The sequence below is a fragment of the Flavobacterium daejeonense DSM 17708 genome, from assembly GCF_000425425.1.
Taxonomy (GTDB): domain Bacteria; phylum Bacteroidota; class Bacteroidia; order Flavobacteriales; family Flavobacteriaceae; genus Flavobacterium; species Flavobacterium daejeonense.
In genome coordinates, this window is sequence record NZ_AUDK01000013.1 from 64,210 (window position 1) to 82,801 (window position 18,592).

At 32.9% G+C, this 18,592-nt stretch carries 19 protein-coding genes; 10 read left to right on the forward strand and 9 right to left on the reverse strand.

Going from position 1 to position 18,592, the window contains the following annotated elements; genetic code table 11:
- Positions 1–20 precede the first annotated feature (20 nt).
- Entirely contained in the window at positions 21–473 is a 453-nt protein-coding gene (gene bcp / locus H599_RS0110350; protein ID WP_026714073.1) for a thioredoxin-dependent thiol peroxidase, read from the forward strand.
- 210 nt (positions 474–683) lie between these two features.
- On the opposite strand, the gene H599_RS0110355 is transcribed toward bcp, so the two are convergent.
- The 3 genes from H599_RS0110355 to H599_RS0110365 form a co-directional block, all read right to left on the reverse strand.
- A complete protein-coding gene (locus tag H599_RS0110355) occupies positions 684–1,448 on the reverse strand; it encodes a LytR/AlgR family response regulator transcription factor (RefSeq protein ID WP_026714074.1) in 765 nt (254 codons plus the stop codon).
- Between the two features lies 1 nt (position 1,449).
- On the reverse strand, positions 1,450–3,303 hold the full coding sequence (locus tag H599_RS20305) for a sensor histidine kinase (protein ID WP_051590706.1): 1,854 nt from the start codon (positions 3,301–3,303) through the stop codon (positions 1,450–1,452).
- A gap of 157 nt (positions 3,304–3,460) precedes the next feature.
- Positions 3,461–4,915 (reverse strand): TonB-dependent receptor, encoded by a 1,455-nt coding sequence (locus H599_RS0110365; protein WP_026714075.1) that lies wholly within the window; start codon positions 4,913–4,915, stop codon positions 3,461–3,463.
- Between the two features lie 102 nt (positions 4,916–5,017).
- Between H599_RS0110365 and H599_RS0110370 the strand changes: the two genes are divergently transcribed.
- Together H599_RS0110370 and H599_RS0110375 are read left to right on the forward strand one after the other, a co-directional pair.
- Positions 5,018–5,782 carry an MBL fold metallo-hydrolase gene (locus H599_RS0110370; RefSeq protein WP_026714076.1) on the forward strand — a complete coding sequence of 255 codons (765 nt, stop codon included), beginning with the start codon at positions 5,018–5,020 and terminating at the stop codon, positions 5,780–5,782.
- Between the two features lie 10 nt (positions 5,783–5,792).
- Entirely contained in the window at positions 5,793–6,293 is a 501-nt protein-coding gene (locus tag H599_RS0110375; protein ID WP_026714077.1) for a hypothetical protein, read from the forward strand.
- A gap of 580 nt (positions 6,294–6,873) precedes the next feature.
- On the opposite strand, the gene H599_RS0110380 is transcribed toward H599_RS0110375, so the two are convergent.
- Positions 6,874–7,941, reverse strand: a complete 1,068-nt coding sequence (locus H599_RS0110380) for a branched-chain amino acid aminotransferase (protein ID WP_026714078.1) — start codon at positions 7,939–7,941, stop codon at positions 6,874–6,876.
- A 289-nt stretch (positions 7,942–8,230) separates the two neighbouring features.
- On the opposite strand from H599_RS0110380, the gene mnmD reads away from it, so the two are divergent.
- The 3 genes from mnmD to H599_RS20560 all read left to right on the forward strand — a co-directional run bounded on the left by mnmD (position 8,231) and on the right by H599_RS20560 (position 9,654).
- On the forward strand, positions 8,231–8,890 hold the full coding sequence (mnmD, locus tag H599_RS0110385) for a tRNA (5-methylaminomethyl-2-thiouridine)(34)-methyltransferase MnmD (RefSeq protein ID WP_026714079.1): 660 nt from the start codon (positions 8,231–8,233) through the stop codon (positions 8,888–8,890).
- A 142-nt stretch (positions 8,891–9,032) separates the two neighbouring features.
- Positions 9,033–9,230, forward strand: coding sequence for a hypothetical protein (locus H599_RS0110390; RefSeq protein WP_026714080.1), 198 nt, complete (start codon positions 9,033–9,035; stop codon positions 9,228–9,230).
- Between the two features lie 223 nt (positions 9,231–9,453).
- Positions 9,454–9,654 (forward strand): hypothetical protein, encoded by a 201-nt coding sequence (locus H599_RS20560; protein WP_026714081.1) that lies wholly within the window; start codon positions 9,454–9,456, stop codon positions 9,652–9,654.
- Between the two features lie 34 nt (positions 9,655–9,688).
- Here the strand turns inward: H599_RS20560 and H599_RS0110400 are convergent, their stop codons facing one another.
- A complete protein-coding gene (locus H599_RS0110400; RefSeq protein WP_026714082.1) occupies positions 9,689–10,630 on the reverse strand; it encodes a LysR substrate-binding domain-containing protein in 942 nt (313 codons plus the stop codon).
- A 225-nt stretch (positions 10,631–10,855) separates the two neighbouring features.
- Here H599_RS0110400 and H599_RS0110405 point away from each other — a divergent pair, with 225 nt between their 5' ends.
- From H599_RS0110405 to can, 3 genes are all read left to right on the forward strand, one after another.
- The gene (locus H599_RS0110405; RefSeq protein WP_035141447.1) at positions 10,856–11,140 is read left to right on the forward strand and encodes a hypothetical protein; all 285 of its coding nucleotides are present in this window, start codon (positions 10,856–10,858) and stop codon (positions 11,138–11,140) included.
- An 81-nt stretch (positions 11,141–11,221) separates the two neighbouring features.
- The gene (locus tag H599_RS0110410; protein WP_026714084.1) at positions 11,222–12,859 is read left to right on the forward strand and encodes a SulP family inorganic anion transporter; all 1,638 of its coding nucleotides are present in this window, start codon (positions 11,222–11,224) and stop codon (positions 12,857–12,859) included.
- A 63-nt stretch (positions 12,860–12,922) separates the two neighbouring features.
- Positions 12,923–13,558 (forward strand): carbonate dehydratase, encoded by a 636-nt coding sequence (gene can, locus H599_RS0110415; RefSeq protein WP_026714085.1) that lies wholly within the window; start codon positions 12,923–12,925, stop codon positions 13,556–13,558.
- 19 nt (positions 13,559–13,577) lie between these two features.
- Here can and H599_RS0110420 read toward each other — a convergent pair whose 3' ends face one another.
- From H599_RS0110420 to H599_RS0110430, 3 genes are all read right to left on the reverse strand, one after another.
- Positions 13,578–14,777, reverse strand: coding sequence for an LETM1-related biofilm-associated protein (locus H599_RS0110420; protein ID WP_026714086.1), 1,200 nt, complete (start codon positions 14,775–14,777; stop codon positions 13,578–13,580).
- 119 nt (positions 14,778–14,896) lie between these two features.
- Positions 14,897–15,424 carry a superoxide dismutase family protein gene (locus H599_RS0110425; RefSeq protein ID WP_026714087.1) on the reverse strand — a complete coding sequence of 176 codons (528 nt, stop codon included), beginning with the start codon at positions 15,422–15,424 and terminating at the stop codon, positions 14,897–14,899.
- Positions 15,425–15,500: 76 nt separating this feature from the next.
- Positions 15,501–16,025 (reverse strand): hypothetical protein, encoded by a 525-nt coding sequence (locus tag H599_RS0110430; protein ID WP_026714088.1) that lies wholly within the window; start codon positions 16,023–16,025, stop codon positions 15,501–15,503.
- Positions 16,026–16,185: 160 nt separating this feature from the next.
- Here H599_RS0110430 and H599_RS0110435 point away from each other — a divergent pair, with 160 nt between their 5' ends.
- On the forward strand, positions 16,186–16,710 hold the full coding sequence (locus H599_RS0110435; RefSeq protein ID WP_026714089.1) for a DUF4251 domain-containing protein: 525 nt from the start codon (positions 16,186–16,188) through the stop codon (positions 16,708–16,710).
- Positions 16,711–16,779: 69 nt separating this feature from the next.
- Here H599_RS0110435 and H599_RS0110440 read toward each other — a convergent pair whose 3' ends face one another.
- Positions 16,780–18,570, reverse strand: coding sequence for an acyl-CoA dehydrogenase family protein (locus H599_RS0110440; protein WP_026714090.1), 1,791 nt, complete (start codon positions 18,568–18,570; stop codon positions 16,780–16,782).
- Positions 18,571–18,592 lie beyond the last annotated feature (22 nt).

Consider the following 18,592-nt stretch of genomic DNA (forward strand, 5'->3'; position numbering starts at 1 on the left):
AGTGGTTAAATAGAAAAAAAATGATAACATTAAAAAAAGGCAATAAAGCTCCGGATTTTTTTGGCGTTGACCAAGACGGAAAGCCACATCAATTAGAAGATTATAAAGGCAAAAAATTAGTTGTTTTCTTTTATCCAAAAGCCAGTACGCCGGGATGTACTGCCGAAGCTTGTGATTTAAGAGATAATTTTGAACGTTTTCAGGCGAATAATTACGCTTTATTGGGTGTAAGTGCCGATTCGGCAAAAGCGCAAGCTAAATTCAAAGATAAATATGAGTTTCCTTTTCCGTTACTGGCTGATGAAGAAAAAGAAGTGATTAATGCTTTTGGTGTTTGGGGACCTAAGAAATTCATGGGACGCGAATACGATGGCATTCACCGCACCACTTTTGTCATTGACGAAAACGGAATCATCGATGAGGTCATTGAAAATGTAAAAACCAAAGAACACGCCGCTCAGATTTTGAAATAAACAAAAAACGCCACAAAGAATTTCTCTGTGGCGTTTTTGTTATTGGAATTGTAAAAAGTAGCATTTTATACTGCTCCGCAAAGTCTCCGACTTTGAGGTAGTGTTTTTCGATTTTCAATCGACATTTTTAAATGAAGTATAGCTGTCAGAGACAGATTAATATCTCCTCAAAGTCGGAGACTTTGCGGAGCTGGTGTTTTAATTTTTGAACTAAAAAAATCCCAGATTGATTTTTATACTTTCAGAGTAACTTCTTCCAGAAGTGATATTAGTATGTTTTAAGTCATTAAGAGTAATAATGTAACGACTGTTGAAATATTTCTGGGCTTCTTTTATATAGTTTTTATTAATAATAATTCCTCTGTGAATACGAAAAAAATTATCGGGTAATTTGTTTTCCAAGCTTGCAATCGTTTCGGTACTTAAAAATGTTCCTTGTTCTGAATGAATGGTCGTATAATTAGAATCGGCTTCAAAAAAAGATATTTCTTCAAGTTTTATAAAAATGATTTTATCATTTTTTTTAACTGTAATTGAGGTCATTTTTTTAGGTTCTTTTCTATTCGAAATGTCTTTTAAAACTTTTAAAATTTCATCTGAAGTGTTTTTTACATGAAATGTTTTTAATTTTTGTACCGTTTTTTCAATACGTTCTAATTTTACAGGTTTAATGAGATAATCGATACTGTTAGTTTCAAAAGCTTCCAAGGAATATTGGTCGTAGGCTGTACAAAAAATAACCATCGGGATAATTGTTAAACGTTCTAATAATTCAAAACCACTACAGCTGGGCATTTCAATATCTAAAAAAATAATATCCGGATTTAAAGTTTCTATTTTTTGCTGTGCTTCTGTTGCGTTTTGTGCTGTACCAATAATATTAAAAGTTTCTGGAAACTCTTTTAGTAAATTTTGCAATCCTAATCTGGCTGGAGCTTCATCATCAATAATAATAGTTGAATAGCGTTTGTTCATATTATATAGATTTTGGAATGGTAATAATAATCATTTTTTCGGGAGTATTAGTCCAATTTAAAGACGCTTTGTCTCCATAAGTTAGTCGCAATAAATCGAAAACGGTTTGTAAACCATGACCACTTAATAATCCTTCAGGAAAATCAGGACCGTTATCACTTACCGAAATGCTAATCTCATTTTGTGCTTTCGAAATTTTTAAATCAATTTTGCCCACACCTTCATTTTTCGAAATACCATGTTTTACCGCATTTTCTACTAAGGGCTGTATTAAAAATAAAGGAATTTCATGATTTTCTAATTCTTTATCGACCTGAATTGTAAATTGTAAACGCTCACCAAAACGAATTTTTTCGATGTCTAAATAGGTTTTTACCATTTCGACTTCATCATGAACCGTACTTGTTTTTTTATTTTTTCGATTGATAGAGTATTTGAATAAATCAGATAAAGAATGTGCCATTTTTTGTGTTTTTTCAGCATCAATAGGTGCTAAACTAGCTATGGAATTCAAGGAATTGTATAAAAAATGAGGATTGATTTGAGATTGTAATGATTTTAATTCTGCTTTGACTTTTAGTTCTTTTAACTTGGTAAGTTTATTTTCATTTTCAATAATTAAGTTTCTTTCTTTAAAAATGAAATACCCTATTAATGCTCTTAGTGTTGCGATTGTCATTATAAATAAAAACATTTGTGATAAAGGATGAAAATCACGTTCATCTCTAAAACCGTTAATAATAAAATTAATAGTTAATAAACATATAAAAGGTAAAAATCCCGTTGATAAAAAGATTAACCCGGTTTTTGTATATATATTATTTGCTGCTTTTTGAATTTTTAGCTCAATGAAACGAAATAAATAAAGAAAAGGAAATAAAATAAGCATTAAAAAAGAGGTTGATAGGATAGAATCATTTCTCACTATTGGAACATTTAGATAATTATCAGGTATCGTTAAAAAATCATAAAAAGACACACAGAATACGATTAGAATATCTGTAAACAATAAGGTTACTAAAGCTACGATACCGAATCGAAGCCAGTCTTTCTTAATTTTAACAGATATTGATTTGTTAATTTTATTGATAAAAAAAAGCCCTAGTAAACCTATAATTAACGCTGGTAGAAAAATAACTGCTGCTGGATTTCTTACCCACCATAAATTACGATCTCTATCTGCAATTCTAGCATCTTCTATTTTTTTAATAATACTTTCTTTAAATTGAATTTCGGCTTTTGCCAATCGTTCTTCAAATCCTTTTTTATAAACCTCTTTTATAATTTCTTGATCGTTATGGTCTAAAGGGATTTGGCTATTTGATAATCCATATACTGGGTTAAAGATGCTGTTTCTTTTTTTTTCTCTTAGTGGATAGGCAAAAGAGCCTCCAACTAGCATTTTTGCTATTCTGGATTCTAAAGATTTTCTAATTTCTGCATCAGTGTCTGATTCATCAATTTTATAAATATAAAGTTCGCAACTTGTATAGCCTTGACCTCGTTCTATTGAGCCAAAACGGCTTGTTGTATAACCATTACCTTCTTTTAGTGGAGTATCTAAAAATTTAATTTTAAAATTTGGTTTCTCTGATTTTGAAAATTGGATAGATATCGTTTCTGTTAAATTGTCTAGTTTTTTTAAAGTTTTAGCAATAATTAAAGAATCCTCTTGAGTATACTTTCCTTCTAAATTGACATAAATATCAGCATCCCATTTTGTTATTGAATTGTATTTGTTATTATTTATTTCAACAATGTCTTCCCATGGTTTTACAGGAAGTTTTTCTTGATTTTGAGAGAAGCAATTAATTCCTATTACTAGAAATACTAAAGAGAAGAGTAATTTTTTCATGGCAGTAAATTTAAATATTTATCCCACAAAAGAACTATAATGATTATAAGATTAAAACAAGTTTCTTGTAAACTGCAAAATAGAGATGCGAACTGCATTTATGTAAAACGCCACAAATAGCAACTACTTGTGGCGTTCATTATAAAATCAATATTTTTTATTCCGCTAAAGTCTTCTTGGGGTCGTAACCAAAAAGTTTTTTCTCTTTAATAATTTCGGAAACTCCGGCAGGAAGCATCGATTCCCAACCTGGGATTCCGTTGTTAATCATTTTAAGGACTTCACGGGAGAAGATTTTCAGGTTTTCCGGGTTGTAATCTTCCACATCGATTACTTTTCCGTTGAATTTGAAGAATTTGTACAATTCTTTCATTCGCGGATGCACTTTCAGGTTCTCGGAAGTGGTTACTTCGCCGTTTTCATCCAGCATTGGGTACAACAATACTTTCATATCACGGAAGAATAATTTTCCAAAAGCTTCCAGAATGCCTCCGCTTAGATGACGGTAGTATTTTTCGTCAAAAATATCGACTAAGTTGTTTACACCCATGGCTAGTCCCATGCGGGCTTTGGTATAATTGGCAAAGTATTCTACCACTTTGTAATATTCCTGAAAATTAGAAATCATTACCGTTTGTCCTAGCGAACAAAGTAATTCGGCACGATCCATAAAATCGCGTTCGTCAATTTCTCCGTCCGAACGAAGGTTAGACAAAGTGATTTCAAAAATAACCAGTGTGTTTTCTTTATCTACCTTGTTCTCTTCGAGAAACATCTTCAACGATTTCTCGTACATGTCCATGTTTACTTTAGTAACGGGACGAAAACTTCCTCTTAAAGCCAGAATATTTTTTTTGTATAAAACGGCAGCAGGAAGAATATTTTTTCCTTTAGGATTGAACATTACCGCATCGGTCATGCCATTTTTTACCAATTGTAAACTGATTAAACGGTTGTCTACATCGGAAAATCGCGGTCCGGAGAAATTGATGGTGTCAATTTCCAGTTGGTCTTTGTCCAAATGGTCGTATAAATAACGCAGTAATTTTTTAGGGTCGTTGTATTTGTAGAAAGCACCATAGATAAGATTTACTCCTAAAATCCCCAGTGTTTCCTGTTGTAGTTTGGCATCGGTTTCTTTAAAACGAATGTGAAGAATGATTTCGTTATAATCTTCGTTAGGATCAATCTGATAACTGATTCCTACCCAACCATGCCCTTTGAATTGTTTGGCAAAGTCAATGGTGGCTACCGTATTGGCGTAGCTGAAAAACATTTTGTTTGGATGTTTGTCGCGACTCAGTCGTTTTTCGATAAGGCTTACTTCGTGCGACAGCATTTTCTTCAGCCGGTTTTCGGTTACATAGCGTCCGTCTTTTTCGCTTCCGTAAACGGCATCACTAAAATCTTTATCGTAAGCAGACATCGCTTTTGCAATTGTTCCCGACGAACCACCGGCTCTGAAAAAGTGTCTTACCGTTTCCTGTCCTGCGCCAATCTCGGCAAATGTTCCATAAATATTTTCATTTAAATTGATTCGTAGTGCCTTGTCTTTTATCGAAGGGACTTGTGCTATGACTCTGTCGCCTTTTAGTTTTATTTCGGTACTCATTTTTTTGTTTAATTTTTATGTATTTGCCTGATGTTACAAAGTTAATTAAATAGCCAGGCTAATAAAACAGAAATAATCCTATTTTTGTGAAAAAATTAGGATTTGAAGGTATATTTTTTAGGTACAGGCACTTCTCAGGGCATTCCGGTTATCGGTAGCGACCATCCTGTGTGCAAAAGTACAGACAGTAAAGACAAAAGACTACGGGTTTCGGTATTGATTCGTTGGGATGCTTATGCTTACGTAATTGATTGCGGTCCTGATTTCAGACAACAAATGCTGACTTCCAACTGTCATAAAGTGGACGGAATTATTTTTACCCATGAACATGCCGATCATACCGCTGGTTTAGATGATATCCGACCGTTTAATTTTCGTCAGGGCGAAATGCCTATTTATGCGCATCAAAGGGTTTTGAAGGATATGAAAAACCGTTTTGGTTATGTTTTTGAAACGGTTAATAAATATCCGGGAGCTCCCTCGGTCAAAACGATTGAAATAGTCAATAATGCGCCTTTTGCTATTGGAGATAAAACGGCGATTCCGGTTAATGTGATGCATGGCGATTTGCAGGTTTTTGGGTATCGTATAGATGATTTTGCTTATTTGACGGATGTCAAAACCATTGAAGACGTTGAAATTGATAAATTGAAGAATTTGAAAGTTTTGGTCGTGAATGCCTTACGTGAAGAACCGCATTTTTCTCATTTTAATTTGGAAGAAGCTTTGGCTTTTATCGCTTTAGTAAAACCGGAAAAGGCTTATTTGACACATATTAGTCACATTATGGGCTTTCATGAAGAAGTACAACAAAAACTGCCGGAAAATGTTTTTCTGGCTTATGATAATTTAGAAATCACCCTGTAATATTTAAACAATGAAAAGATCATTTTTACTCTATACCTTTATTTTATTGGTTTTAGTGAATGTTTTTACCTATTCTTTTTTGAGTAATGAAGTAAAATTTGAACAAGAACGCTATCAAAGAACCACTAAAAGACTGAAAGATAGTTTGAATTCATTAACGAATAAATTGAATGACGCGAATTATTTTTCGTTAGAAAAAAATGAAAATGCCCAAAATTATTTTGATTCGGCTGTAGCCAATAAAACAATAGCTTATGAAAAGTTAATTCCGGGAGTAACGGAAAAATTAATGGATTATAATGCAAATTCTAAAGGGAATCCGTATGTAGGACAGGATCAGATAGGCGTAAATAAATTTGTGATTAACAAAGTAAAAGTATTGAATCATCGCTGGATTATTGCTGATTTTAGTGACGGAAATATGTGGGGAGAAGTGTTATTGAAATATTTTGTGAATGAGGACGAAAGTATTTCATTTGAAGTGATCCAGTCTTTGTTGTATGCGAAATAATTTTTAAATATATAAGTCGTCATATAAGTTTTCTAATAATCTAAATTGAAGTGTTTTTTCGATAAACTTATATATGCTAATTTGTAAGTATCAAAGGCGCTTTAAAAAAACAAGAGCTTATATGACTATATGTTAAAAAAAAATAAAATGGTTCGCGCAGATTATTTACTGTAATAAGAAGGCTTTGCCATAATATGTTATAATTATAAGGATGATAAAATTCCCAACTCTACAATTCGCTGGAATCGTTTTTTTTGCCATTTAAAAGGAAATCTAAATATTCACAGAGGTTTAAAGTCTAGCAAACAGAAAGAACTTTCTTAAATGGTATCTGTATTATAAAAACCAAAATTTGAATTAGGTTTTTTAGCTATTAGGTACACTAAAAAATGTATAAAAAAGGGCAGAATAAACTGCCCTCATTTTTTGTGTGTACATCAAATTTATTGCTGATTGGTTGCTCCTCAGTAGAGTCAATTTCCTCTTCGATTTGATTTTGAAAATAATCAATCTAAAATAAAATTCTCCCCACTATTTTTGACCGCATTACTTTTTTTTTATTAAGTTGAAAATGCAGCAATTACATTTTTACTGTCCAGCCAAATGTGTCTTCGGCTAATTTATGTTGGATATTTGTTAGCTTTTCTTTTAATTGTAAAGCAACTGAATCTTCAATTTTTGGTAATTCAAAATATTCTTCTTTGTAAGCAAATCCTTTTATAGGGCTTACTACAGCAGCAGTTCCGGCTCCAAAAATTTCTTTCAAATTTCCGTTTTTAATGCCTTCGATTAATTCAGAAACCAATACAGGTCTTTCTTCGATTGCAATTCCTTCTCTTTTTGCCATGTCGATAAGACTTTTTCTGGTTACACCATCTAAAATTCTTTCGCTGGTTGGCGCTGTTACTAAAGTGTCATTAAATCTAAAGAACACATTCATCGTTCCGGCTTCTTCAAGTTTAGTATGCGTAGCATCGTCAGTCCAGATGATTTGTTGGAATCCTTCTTTATTCGCTAAACTTGTAGGGTAGAATTGTCCGGCATAATTTCCGGCAGTTTTAGCGGCACCAATACCACCATTAGCAGCTCTACTGTAATGCTCAGCGATAAGAACTTTTACTTCACCTGAATAATAAGCTTTTGCAGGCGATAAAATAATCATGAATTTGTATTCATTAGAAGGATTGGCAACTACACCAAAACCGGTTGCAATCATAAACGGTCTGATATAAAGGCTGTTTCCTAAACCTTTTTTAATCCAGGCTTCGTCTAATTTTAATAATTGACTGAGTCCTTCCATGAATAAAGATTCAGGAATTTCAGGCATTGCCATTCTAACAGCAGAACTGTTAAAACGTTTGATATTTTCATCCGGTCTGAATAACCAAATGTCATTATTGTCATCTTTATAGGCTTTCATTCCTTCAAAAATAGCTTGACCGTAGTGGAAAACTCTTGAAGAAGGATCCATCATAAATGGAGCGTAAGGTTTAATAGTAGGGTTTTGCCATTCTCCGTTTTTAAAATCGCATTCAAATAAGTGATCGGTAAAAACAGAACCAAAATTTAAATTTTCAAAATCTACTTCGTTAATTTTTGTATTAGGTGCTTTTATAATTTCAATTTTGTTGGCTTGAGCTGTACTCATAATAATAAGTTTTTTGTTTTTTGAATAAATAATTAAGCTTAAGTATAAAAATCTGTTATATGATAAACTAAACTTTGTTTTATGCAAAATTAAATAAAAATGAGTGAAAAGCTTGCTATAACTTTAATAATTGTTGCTAATGAATAAGATTTCTGTAATGTTCAAAAAAAAAGAAAAAAATAATAATTTTTTATATGAAATATGCAATAAATCAATCTTTTTTGAGGTTTTGTATTTGCTTTTTTGAGTAATTTTGGGGTGCAATTTGCTAAAATATTAAAATAATAAGTTGAAAAGAGAAGTAATAAAGACTCAGGACGGCTCGACAACCATTCATTTGGAAGAATGGAATGAGAGTTATCATTCTAAGCACGGAGCCATTCAGGAAGCTAAGCATGTTTTTATAAAAAACGGATTGGCGTTATTTGCAGGGCAAAAAGTCGCTATTTTAGAAATAGGTTTTGGTACCGGATTAAATGCCTTTATTAGTTTTTTGGAAGCGCAAAAAATGAATCAGAGTGTTGATTACGTTGGAGTTGAGGCTTATCCTGTGGCTGCAAAGGAAATTTTAGAAATGAATTATGTAGTCGAATTGGAAGCTGAAGAGCAACAGCAGGTTTTTGAGAAAATGCACGAATCCAATTGGAATGAGAAAGTAAAATTGAGCGATAATTTTACGATAGTGAAAAGACAGCAATTTTTTCAGGATATTGATGATGTGGCGCAGTTTGATCTGATTTATTTTGATGCTTTTGGTTACAGAGTCCAGCCGGAATTATGGAGTACTTTAATATTTAAGAAAATGTATGATGCTCTAAAAGGAAATGGGGTTTTAGTCACTTATGCTGCAAGGGGAGTAGTTAAAAGAAGTATGATTGAGGTTGGGTTTAAAGTTGAGAAGTTAGAAGGTCCTCCGGGAAAAAGAGAAATGTTCAGAGCTTTTAAGTAAAAAATATTTTTATGAAAATTTTAGATTAAATTGTTTGTAATAATGTTGATAAATTATCGTTTAAGATATAAAATGTATTTTTAAAATTTATAATTTTACATAGCCTTAAAATTTTGTTTAACCTTAAAATTGTTGATCTATTATGTCAAAAGTCATGTTTGATTATACAAAATCGATATTAGAAAGAGTAAGTTTTGATTTAGTCCTTTTTAGTAAAGAATTAGAAAAAGCTGTAAAAACCCTTCTGCCATACGAATTAGAGCAGTTAAAAGAGTGGCTAGTATCTTTTATAATAGAGAAACCAGAGTTGAAACCGTCATTAATGATAGTGAATATTTAAAGAAAAAGGAATCGTAACAGATTCCTTTTTTTATGTCTTAATGTTGCGTTTTTATTTTGGACAGTGCCTTTTTTTTTTAAGATTAAAGCAGGTTAAATTTTTCTAAATGTTTTAATGTATTGCCGGTATTTTTAGGTGTTTTTTAACGCTTTCAGTCTAGTGGCTTATCGTTACTTTTTAGTAAATTACATTACTTAATTAGATAACTTTAAACCCCTATATTATGTCTAGATTAATATATGATTATACCAAATCAATACTGGAGAGAGTAAGTTTTGCCCCTGATTTATTTGTAAAAGAACTTAAAAAAGCCGTTAGGAATTTATTGCCTCACGAGATGGAACACCTGAGGAATTGGCTTTTGTATTACACTAAAGAAAAGCCTGAATTACAACATTGTCTTATCTTAGTGGAAAGAAATTAATTAAAAAGTGGAGTCAGATTATTGAAATCTGACTCTATTTTTTTTGAAGCGGACTAATGATTTGTACATTTTGAAAAACAATAGCGCCTTTAATTACTCCGGCAATAGTACTTCGTAAGGCTTCAATAATTTGAATTTTTAATTCACTTTTTGGAAAAATTAAACTCACTTCTCTAGCTGGTTTGGGTTCTACAAAATGACGAAGTTTAAGTTTGTCTGATTCTTTTAAATCCAAAGTATGCAAATAAGGCAAAAGAGTGGTTCCTAAACCTTCGTCGGCCAGTTTTATTAAGGTTTCAAAACTTCCGCTTTCTATTTGGAAAGCACTTCCTTCATTTTTGGAACTGTTTTTACAAAGATTTAAAATTCCGTCTCTAAAACAGTGACCATCCTGTAAAAGTAAAATTTCATCAATATTTAAATCCTCTATTTCTATTTCCTTTTTTTGGAAATTATAATGACTTTCCGGAATATAAGCAACAAAGGGTTCGAAGTATAAAACAATTTCTTTAATTTTTTCCTCTAACAAAGGTGTAGCAGCAATGGCAGCGTCCAAGTGTCCGTTGTTGAGTTTGGTAATAATTTCCTCGGTGTTTAATTCTTCGATGATGAGTTTTACTTTCGGATGTTTTTTGATAAAATTATTCAAAAACATAGGTAATAAAGTAGGCATAATCGTTGGGATTATTCCCAGTCTGAATTCGCCTCCGATGTATCCTTTTTGTTGTTCAACAATATCCTGAATTCGGTCGGCTTCGTTAACAATGTTTTTGGCCTGAGAGACAATTTTTTGACCTATATCAGTTAGCTGAATGGGTTTTTTAGTTCGATCAAAAATTTGAATGTTTAATTCGTCTTCAATTTTTTGAATCTGCATACTCAATGTTGGTTGAGTAACGAAACATTTTTCGGCAGCTAAAGTGAAATTTTTATGTTCGGCAACAGCTAAAACATATTTAAGTTGTGTGATGGTCATAAAATAGATGATTTTGATACAAATATAAAAACAATCAATTTAATTTATAGTGGTTTTTGATCTTTTTAGAAATAAATTTGAAAAACCATCTGGATGATGCGTGCCTGGCTGAAAGAATAGCCGTTAAGGAATATGCGGGTAAATTATTGAAGCAGTTAGATAAAAAATATTTATTTAACTGCTTTTTTTATTTTTTGTTGATTGTTTTTTGTTAATTTTATTATTATGAAAATAATCGCTCGCTTTTTTTTAATTCTTTTTATAGGTTTTCTGGCAACTCCTACGATTGTAAAGTTGATAGAAAAATCTGCTGACACGTCTATATTTTTTAGTGTTTCGGAAGAAGAGCAGGTAAAAAAAGAAGTTAAGAATCTGGTTTATTTTGTGGCTTCTCCGGCTACTTTTGAATTTAAAGAGTCTATAAAAAGAACTTTAATTCATTTCGAAAACCAGTCTAAACATGACAATGTTTCTAAAAAAATAGTGTCGCCTCCGCCCGATTTGGCATAATACATTTTAGTTGAGATTTGAGTAGTTTTTGATAGTGTTTAAAATGCTGTCAGGATTTAGGTATCATTTAATAATTGTATTATGACAAGAAAAATTAATCTTTTTGCCAACCTTAAATCGGATTTTGCGTCTGGTTTAGTGGTTTTTTTGGTGGCTTTGCCTTTGTGTTTAGGAATTGCAATGGCTTCGGGTGCACCTTTGTTTTCTGGAATTATTACGGGTATTGTAGGAGGAATAATTGTCGGATATTTGAGCCAGTCTCATATTAGTGTTACGGGACCTGCAGCAGGATTAACAGCTATTGTTTTAACAGCTATTTCTGATTTAGGAGCTTTTGATGTTTTTTTGTCGGCAGTTTTAATAGCTGGTATTTTCCAGTTACTTTTAGGCTTTTTAAAAGCAGGAAGTATCTCTAATTATTTTCCAACCAATGTTATTGAAGGAATGCTTGCCGGAATTGGGATCATTATTATTCTTAAACAATTGCCGCATGCCTTTGGGTATGATGCCGATTTTGAAGGAGATCAGACTTTTTTTCAAATTGATGGCAATAATACTTTTTCTTCTTTGGTTAAGATGTTGAATTATTTTCAGCCTGGTGCTATCATCGTAACTTTGGTTTCTTTGGTAATTCTTATTTCTTGGGAAAGAGTCTCTTTTTTGAAAAAAATTAAATTAATTCCCGGAGCTTTGATTGCTGTAATTTCGGGAATTATAATTAATGAAATTTTTATTACTACCGGAAGTTCACTGGCTATTGCACAAAGTCATTTGGTTTCCTTACCTGTGCCTACTTCTGTCGATGATTTTAAAGCAATAATTGTAACGCCTGATTTTTCAGGATTTACCAATCCTAAAGTCTGGACAATCGGTTTGACGATTGCTATTGTGGCTTCGATTGAAACCTTGTTGTGTATTGAAGCTTCGGACAGACTGGATCCTCAAAAAAGATATACAAATACGAATGTGGAGTTAAAAGCACAGGGAATTGGAAATATAATCAGTTCTTTGATTGGTGGTTTGCCGATGACTTCTGTGGTGGTACGTTCATCGGCTAATGTTAATGCGGGAGCTAAATCTAAAATGTCCACCATTATTCATGGTTTTATGTTATTGCTAAGTGTACTGATTATTCCGGTGATTTTAAATAAAATTCCACTCGCTACACTGGCTACAATTTTGATTTTAATTGGTTATAAATTAGCCAGTCCTGCTAAGATTCGACACTTTTTAGTAAAGGGTAAGTATCAGTATATTCCTTTTATTGCAACTATGGTGGCTGTTGTGGTAACCGATTTATTAAAAGGAGTAGCGCTAGGGATTATTATCAGTATTATTTTTGTTTTGAGAGGAAATTTAAAAAGAGCTTACACCTTTAAAAAAGAAGAATATGTGGATGGAGATATTATTCATATCGATTTGGCACAGGAAGTTTCGTTTTTAAATAAAGCGGCTATTAAGAGTACATTAAAAGCTATTCCGGAAAATTCAAAAGTGATTATTAGTGCTCATGATACCGTTTATATTGCTCATGATATTTTGGATTTAATTAAAGAATTTAAAACAACGCGGGCGGTTGATGAAAATATTAAAGTAAAACTGAAAGGTTTTAAAGAGGCTTATCAGTTGGAAAATACTGCCGAAGTTCCAAACCATGTTTCCATTGAGCATTATTATGATGTGGCTAAAAGAAGAATGGTTCAAAAGGAAATTTTTTAAAAATTGTAATTTGTCAAAAGAAGTAACAAAAGTTTAAATCAGTTAATTAGAAAATAAAATACGATGGATGATTTTTATAAAAAAATATTAGATAATAATAAAGAATGGGTTGAAAAAGCATTGGAAAAAGACCCGAATTATTTCGCAGATTTAGCAAAAGGACAAACTCCGCCATTGTTATGGATTGGTTGTTCTGATAGTAGGGTTCCGGCAAATGAAATTATTGGTGCTAAACCGGGTGAGGTATTTGTACATCGGAATATTGCCAATATGGTGGTGCATTCGGATATGAATATGCTGAGTGTTTTGGATTATGCCGTGAATGTGTTAAAAGTAAAACACGTTATTGTTTGCGGGCATTACGGCTGCGGAGGAATCAAAGCTGCTATGAGCAATCAATCTATTGGGATTATCGATAACTGGATTAGGCATATAAAAGATGTGTATCGTTTGCATAGTGTGTATCTGGATTCTATTTTTAATGAAACGGATCGCTTTAATACTTTTGTAGAAATTAATGTGAAAGAACAGGTTTTTGATTTGGCTAAAACTTCTATAGTACAAAACGCCTGGAAAAAAGAGCAGGATTTAACCTTACACGGTTGGGTTTACGGATTGAATTCCGGTTTTGTTACCGATTTAGATGTTAATATGAGTTCTAATCAGGAGTTGGACGAAGTTTATCAGTTAAGTTTTTAAAAAAATAAAAGCTTAGTTTTTATTCATTATCAAGGTTTTCATTAAAGGCCGAAGGCATGAGTGTGGGGATAAACTTAATCAGAATTGGAAGTAATAAACTTCCGCCCGGAAGTAAAAAAATAGTTAGGGATGGTATTGTTTTACAAATATCCAACAGCTGTTTTTTTACTTTCTTTTTTTCCTTTTCGCTCAAGTCCCTACGCGTAGAATAAGCCAGTAAAACCATTAATTCTTTACTTTGGATAATTTCTTTAAGCAGTCTGTTTTTATTGCGGGTAATAAGCGTGATAACACTTTGAGTGGTTTGGTCATAAAAATGTTTTACCGGATTAGAATAATTAAAATAAGGAATCTCTGCTTTGTATTTTGTGATAAAAGCATCGGTGTTTTGAATACTTTCAGTCACAAAATCAGCTGAAATTTTCAGGTTTTGAGCTAGTTTGTGCAGAAAATAAATTTCTTCATTTTCAATTTTGCCGTCACTCCATAATGCCATTCCGGCCATATCCGCCAAATAGTATTTTTCTAAGTCAGAGCTAAAATAATCCAGATTGAGTTCTTCCAGATTTTGAGCACCAATTTTAGAAAATTTACTGTAACGAACAGAAGCTTCGAAAAGTTTGATTAATAAATCGTCGTAATTAGATTTAGTAGTTTTAATTTTTAAAGCTAATGAGACTACGCTAATAACGGCTTCCTCAATTTTTTTTAGATATTTTTCCGGTATTTTTCCATGAATTAAATATTGCCTAAAGGTTAAAATATCCATGAAAAGCAGTGCATTGGTAACAATATGCGAGAAATTTTTATTGATAATGTCAACATTTGTCTGAACGCGGGTATCAATAATTTTTTCCAAATTCAGGGAAGGAGATCCATTAGGTAATATTTTCTTAAATAAATCAAAACCCTGCGGATGCATATCGTCGTAAAAGTCTAACGCTTTTTTTATAAAACTATCGGAATCAGTATCCTGAGTGATTAAGCCGTAAATTTCGAAGAGTGTGTTTAGTAAAGAAACCTTTGGAATTTCATTTTGAACCCATCCTTTAGTATCAATAAATACAGGAGTTTCAAAAGAAATAATATGACCATAGATAAAACCGGTAGCTCTTGTTTTTTTATAGAAAGAATCGGTGTCCGGAAAAAGATGTTGTTTTCCGAATTCCTGTTTGAGAAAGAATTTATCGATCCAACCAGATGCAGAAGGGTTAATCATAGTCTTGCTTTGAGGTTACAAAGCTATGTTTTTTTATACTTTTGATGTTATATAAAAATAAAAAAACCGTCTCAAATTTGTTAAATTAAGACGGTTTTGAAATTTATATAGAAAAATTTCTATTTGATTATCGCTGAACAGGCTACTCTGGCACCTGCATTTCCTGCAGGTTGAGAGGTAAAATCATCGGCACCTTCATGAACAATTAGTCCTTTTCCTAAAATGTCTTTGGTTTGATCGCCACAACCAATGCACCATTCGTCTGTAGTTATTTTTATAGAACCATTTCCGTTAGCATCTGCGGTGAAATTTCCAATATCTCCTTTATGATATTCGCCAACGCCCCATTTTCCGTGTTTTTTAAATGTTGGATTCCAGTGTCCTCCAGCCGAACTTCCGTCTGGAGCTGAACAATCGGATTTTTCATGGATATGAATGGCGTGAACTCCCGGTTTTAATCCGGATAATTTGGCTTCAAAAGTTACTTTTCCATTTTTTTCTATAAAAGTAGCTGTTCCGGAAACTTTACTGTTACTCTTAGCTTCAAATGAAATATTAATTTTCTTGGTATCAGCCGATTTATTTTGAGGTTTACATCCAATTAAAACCGAACCAATTGCTAGTGTAAAGACAATAAATTTTTTCATGATTTTTTTTAAATAAGGTTTTCAAACCATAAAAATACTATAAAAAGCCGCGATAATCAAAGATAATTCCGGTTTTCTATTTTGATTTTTCTCCTACAAAATTATGATTTGGCGATTTAAACAGCACATTAAAAGAGGTCAAACTGCCGTAAATCCGGGTGATGTATTGTTGAAGTTCTACTTTTTCAATTTCTTCCAGATTGCTGGAATTGATTTTTTGTTCCATAACTCTTAAACGGTCGCGTACCATCACAATCTTATGAAAAAAAGTATCAATAGGCATTTCTTTCGACGCCAAATTAGCCTGTCCGGGTTCTAAAATGATTTTTCCGCCTTTCCATTTATCTCCAATTGGAACAATTTCGGAGACATCAGCCCATTTTCTCAATAAATTTTTTAAAGTCGTTTCAACATCAGAAAAACTTACTGTATCGACTTCGTTTTCGGCAGCTTCAATAATTTCAAAAGTATCGTTTAAGGGAATTGTTTCTAAGCCATTTTCAATAAAAGTGACCCAGTATTCTTTAGAAGAAACATTGGTAATAATCCCTTTTCCATATTCGGGATGTGTAATTCGGGAACCGATTCCTAGTATTTTCATATGTAGTGAATTATTGTTTTTTTTTATCTAAAATAGGAACAATTTTTGTGATTTCAAAAGAAGAAAATTTTATTAAAACACAATGCTTATTGTCTTAATTTTAGAGAATATTAATTTGTTGTTTTCCAGAGTTTTGTTTAAAAATTAAAATATAAAAGTTATGAAAAGCTTAAGAATAGTCCTTTTATTACTACTTTGTTGTAATGTTTTTGTGGGATTTGCACAGGAAAAGACCAAAAGACAATTGAGAATAGAGCGAAGACAGGAAAAAGAAAAAGAGATTGAAAAATTAATTGATGCCCGAGAATTCGAATTTGTTGCTCAAAATTTGAGTTCGCAAATATTTAATTTTGTTGATTTGACAACGAATCCTAATTTTATAAAATTTAAACCTGATTTTATAAAAAGTGAGATGCCTTATTTTGGGAGAGGTTTTAGCGGATTAGCTTATGCCGGAAGTGATACAGGTTTGAAATTTGAAGGAAAACCGGAAAAATTTACCGTGAAGAAAAACAGAAAAGGATATCAGGTAGATGTTGTGGTTAAGGGACAGCAGGATTTTTTTAATTTAGGTCTTTCTGTAGGGTTTGATGGAAGTGCGACTTTATCGGTTACTAGTAATAACAGAAGTCCGATTAATTATTTTGGGGCTATCTCTACAATAAAGGAAGAGAAAAAGCCTTGATTTTGAAATTAAAGAAACAAAAGGTCCCGAAAATTTCGGGACCTTTTGTTTCTTTACAGAAGTTATTGGCTAAAAACAATATTTGTTTTCGGCAATAATTTTGGCGCTGATGGTACGTCTGATTTCTACAATATTTGGCATATTGGTATATTTAGTATAACGTCTTAATCCCATAAGCATCATGCGTTGTTCATCGCCTTCGGCAAAAGAGATGATGCTTTCTTTTCCTTTTTGGGTAATAATATCAACCGCTTTGTACAAATATAATTTTGCCATCGCAATTTGTTCTTTAATATTGGCTTCTCCTACTTTTTTAGCCAACTTTTCAGTTCTCAATATAGTAGATTCGGCCATATAAATTTCGATTAAAATATCAGCCGAAGCAATCAATAATTGTTGATGTTCGTCTAAATTCGGACCGTATTTTTGAACAGCGCTTCCGGCAACCATTAAAAAAGCTTTTTTCAATTTGCTAATCATTTCTTTTTCCTCAGCAAATAATTCAGAATAATCCGGAGTTTCGAAAGATGGAATACTCATTAAATCTTCCTGCACCTTTGAAGCCGGACCTAATAAATCCACATGACCTTTCATGGCTTTTTTGATAAGCATTCCTACGGATAACATGCGGTTAATTTCGTTAGTTCCTTCATAAATTCGGGTGATTCGGGCATCACGCCAGGCACTTTCCATCGGAGTGTCTTCGGAAAATCCCATTCCACCTAAAATTTGGATTCCTTCATCGGAACAATTCTGAATATCCTCTGAAACGGCCACTTTCAAAATAGCGCATTCGATAGCAAATTCTTCCACACCTTTCAATTCGGCTTCCTGATGAGACGCTCCTTCGTTTTCACGAATCGTAACACGTTCTTCGATACTTTTAGCAGCTCTGTAAACAGCACTTTCTCCGGCATAGCAGCTGGTTGCCATTTCGGCTAATTTGTATCGAATGGCGCCAAACTTCGAAATAGGAACATTGAATTGGATTCTTTCATTCGAATATTTAGCAGCATTAGAAATAATTCTTCGTTGCGAATCTAAACAGGCAGCGGCCAATTTGATACGACCAACATTTAGCGCATTCATGGCAATTTTAAAACCGTTTCCACGCTCCGAAAGCATGTTTTCTACCGGAACTTTGGTCTCATTAAAAAACACCTGTCTTGTTGATGAAGCGCGAATTCCTAATTTGTGTTCTTCTTCATTTGTAGTGATTCCGTTATTTGGGTCGTTTTCAACAATAAATCCGGTGATGTTTTTATCGTCTTCAATTCGGGCAAAAACAATAAAAAGCGAACAAAAACCGGCATTAGTAATCCACATTTTTTGTCCGGTAATTTTATAATGCGTTCCGTCTTCGGATAAAACCGCTTTTGTTTTTCCGGAATTAGCATCACTTCCTGCGCCCGGTTCCGTTAAACAGTAAGCACCAAACCATTCTCCAGATGCGAGTTTAGGAACGTATTTTTGTTTTTGTTCTTCGGTTCCGTATAAAGTGATTGGCAGTGTTCCAATTCCTGTGTGTGCTCCAAAAGCACTGGAAAACGAACCCGTAGCTCCCGAAATGTAATCACAAACGAGAACTGTATCTACAAATCCCATTCCCATTCCGCCATAGGCTTCCGGTACCGAAATACTCAAAAGTCCTAATTCGGCAGCTTTGTGCATACATTCGATGGTAAAGGCGTAGTCTTTGTTTTCAAAGCGCATTTTGTTTGGCCAAAGTTCTTTGTCAACAAACTCTTTGACCATATCGCGCATCATTTTTTGTTCCTCCGAAAAATCTTCCGGGATAAAAATATCTTCACACTTTGTTTCTTTTACGAGGAATTGTCCTCCTCTTGTTTTGTCGTCCATGGTTTTATTTTTTAGAGAAAAG

What these genes read in the sequence shown, in the direction of transcription:
- H599_RS0110380 (WP_026714078.1), bottom strand. Translation starts at nt 7,941, where the DNA reads ATGAGTACAGCTCAAGCCAACAAAATTGAAATTATAAAAGCACCTAAT.
- H599_RS20305 (WP_051590706.1), bottom strand. Translation starts at nt 3,303, where the DNA reads ATGAAAAAATTACTCTTCTCTTTAGTATTTCTAGTAATAGGAATTAAT.
- H599_RS0110430 (WP_026714088.1), bottom strand. Translation starts at nt 16,025, where the DNA reads ATGAAAATACTAGGAATCGGTTCCCGAATTACACATCCCGAATATGGA.
- bcp (WP_026714073.1), top strand. Translation starts at nt 21, where the DNA reads ATGATAACATTAAAAAAAGGCAATAAAGCTCCGGATTTTTTTGGCGTT.
- H599_RS0110410 (WP_026714084.1), top strand. Translation starts at nt 11,222, where the DNA reads ATGACAAGAAAAATTAATCTTTTTGCCAACCTTAAATCGGATTTTGCG.
- can (WP_026714085.1), top strand. Translation starts at nt 12,923, where the DNA reads ATGGATGATTTTTATAAAAAAATATTAGATAATAATAAAGAATGGGTT.
- H599_RS0110425 (WP_026714087.1), bottom strand. Translation starts at nt 15,424, where the DNA reads ATGAAAAAATTTATTGTCTTTACACTAGCAATTGGTTCGGTTTTAATT.
- H599_RS0110375 (WP_026714077.1), top strand. Translation starts at nt 5,793, where the DNA reads ATGAAAAGATCATTTTTACTCTATACCTTTATTTTATTGGTTTTAGTG.
- H599_RS0110355 (WP_026714074.1), bottom strand. Translation starts at nt 1,448, where the DNA reads ATGAACAAACGCTATTCAACTATTATTATTGATGATGAAGCTCCAGCC.
- H599_RS0110400 (WP_026714082.1), bottom strand. Translation starts at nt 10,630, where the DNA reads ATGACCATCACACAACTTAAATATGTTTTAGCTGTTGCCGAACATAAA.
- H599_RS0110435 (WP_026714089.1), top strand. Translation starts at nt 16,186, where the DNA reads ATGAAAAGCTTAAGAATAGTCCTTTTATTACTACTTTGTTGTAATGTT.
- H599_RS0110440 (WP_026714090.1), bottom strand. Translation starts at nt 18,570, where the DNA reads ATGGACGACAAAACAAGAGGAGGACAATTCCTCGTAAAAGAAACAAAG.
- H599_RS20560 (WP_026714081.1), top strand. Translation starts at nt 9,454, where the DNA reads ATGTCTAGATTAATATATGATTATACCAAATCAATACTGGAGAGAGTA.
- H599_RS0110390 (WP_026714080.1), top strand. Translation starts at nt 9,033, where the DNA reads ATGTCAAAAGTCATGTTTGATTATACAAAATCGATATTAGAAAGAGTA.
- H599_RS0110365 (WP_026714075.1), bottom strand. Translation starts at nt 4,915, where the DNA reads ATGAGTACCGAAATAAAACTAAAAGGCGACAGAGTCATAGCACAAGTC.
- H599_RS0110405 (WP_035141447.1), top strand. Translation starts at nt 10,856, where the DNA reads ATGAAAATAATCGCTCGCTTTTTTTTAATTCTTTTTATAGGTTTTCTG.
- H599_RS0110420 (WP_026714086.1), bottom strand. Translation starts at nt 14,777, where the DNA reads ATGATTAACCCTTCTGCATCTGGTTGGATCGATAAATTCTTTCTCAAA.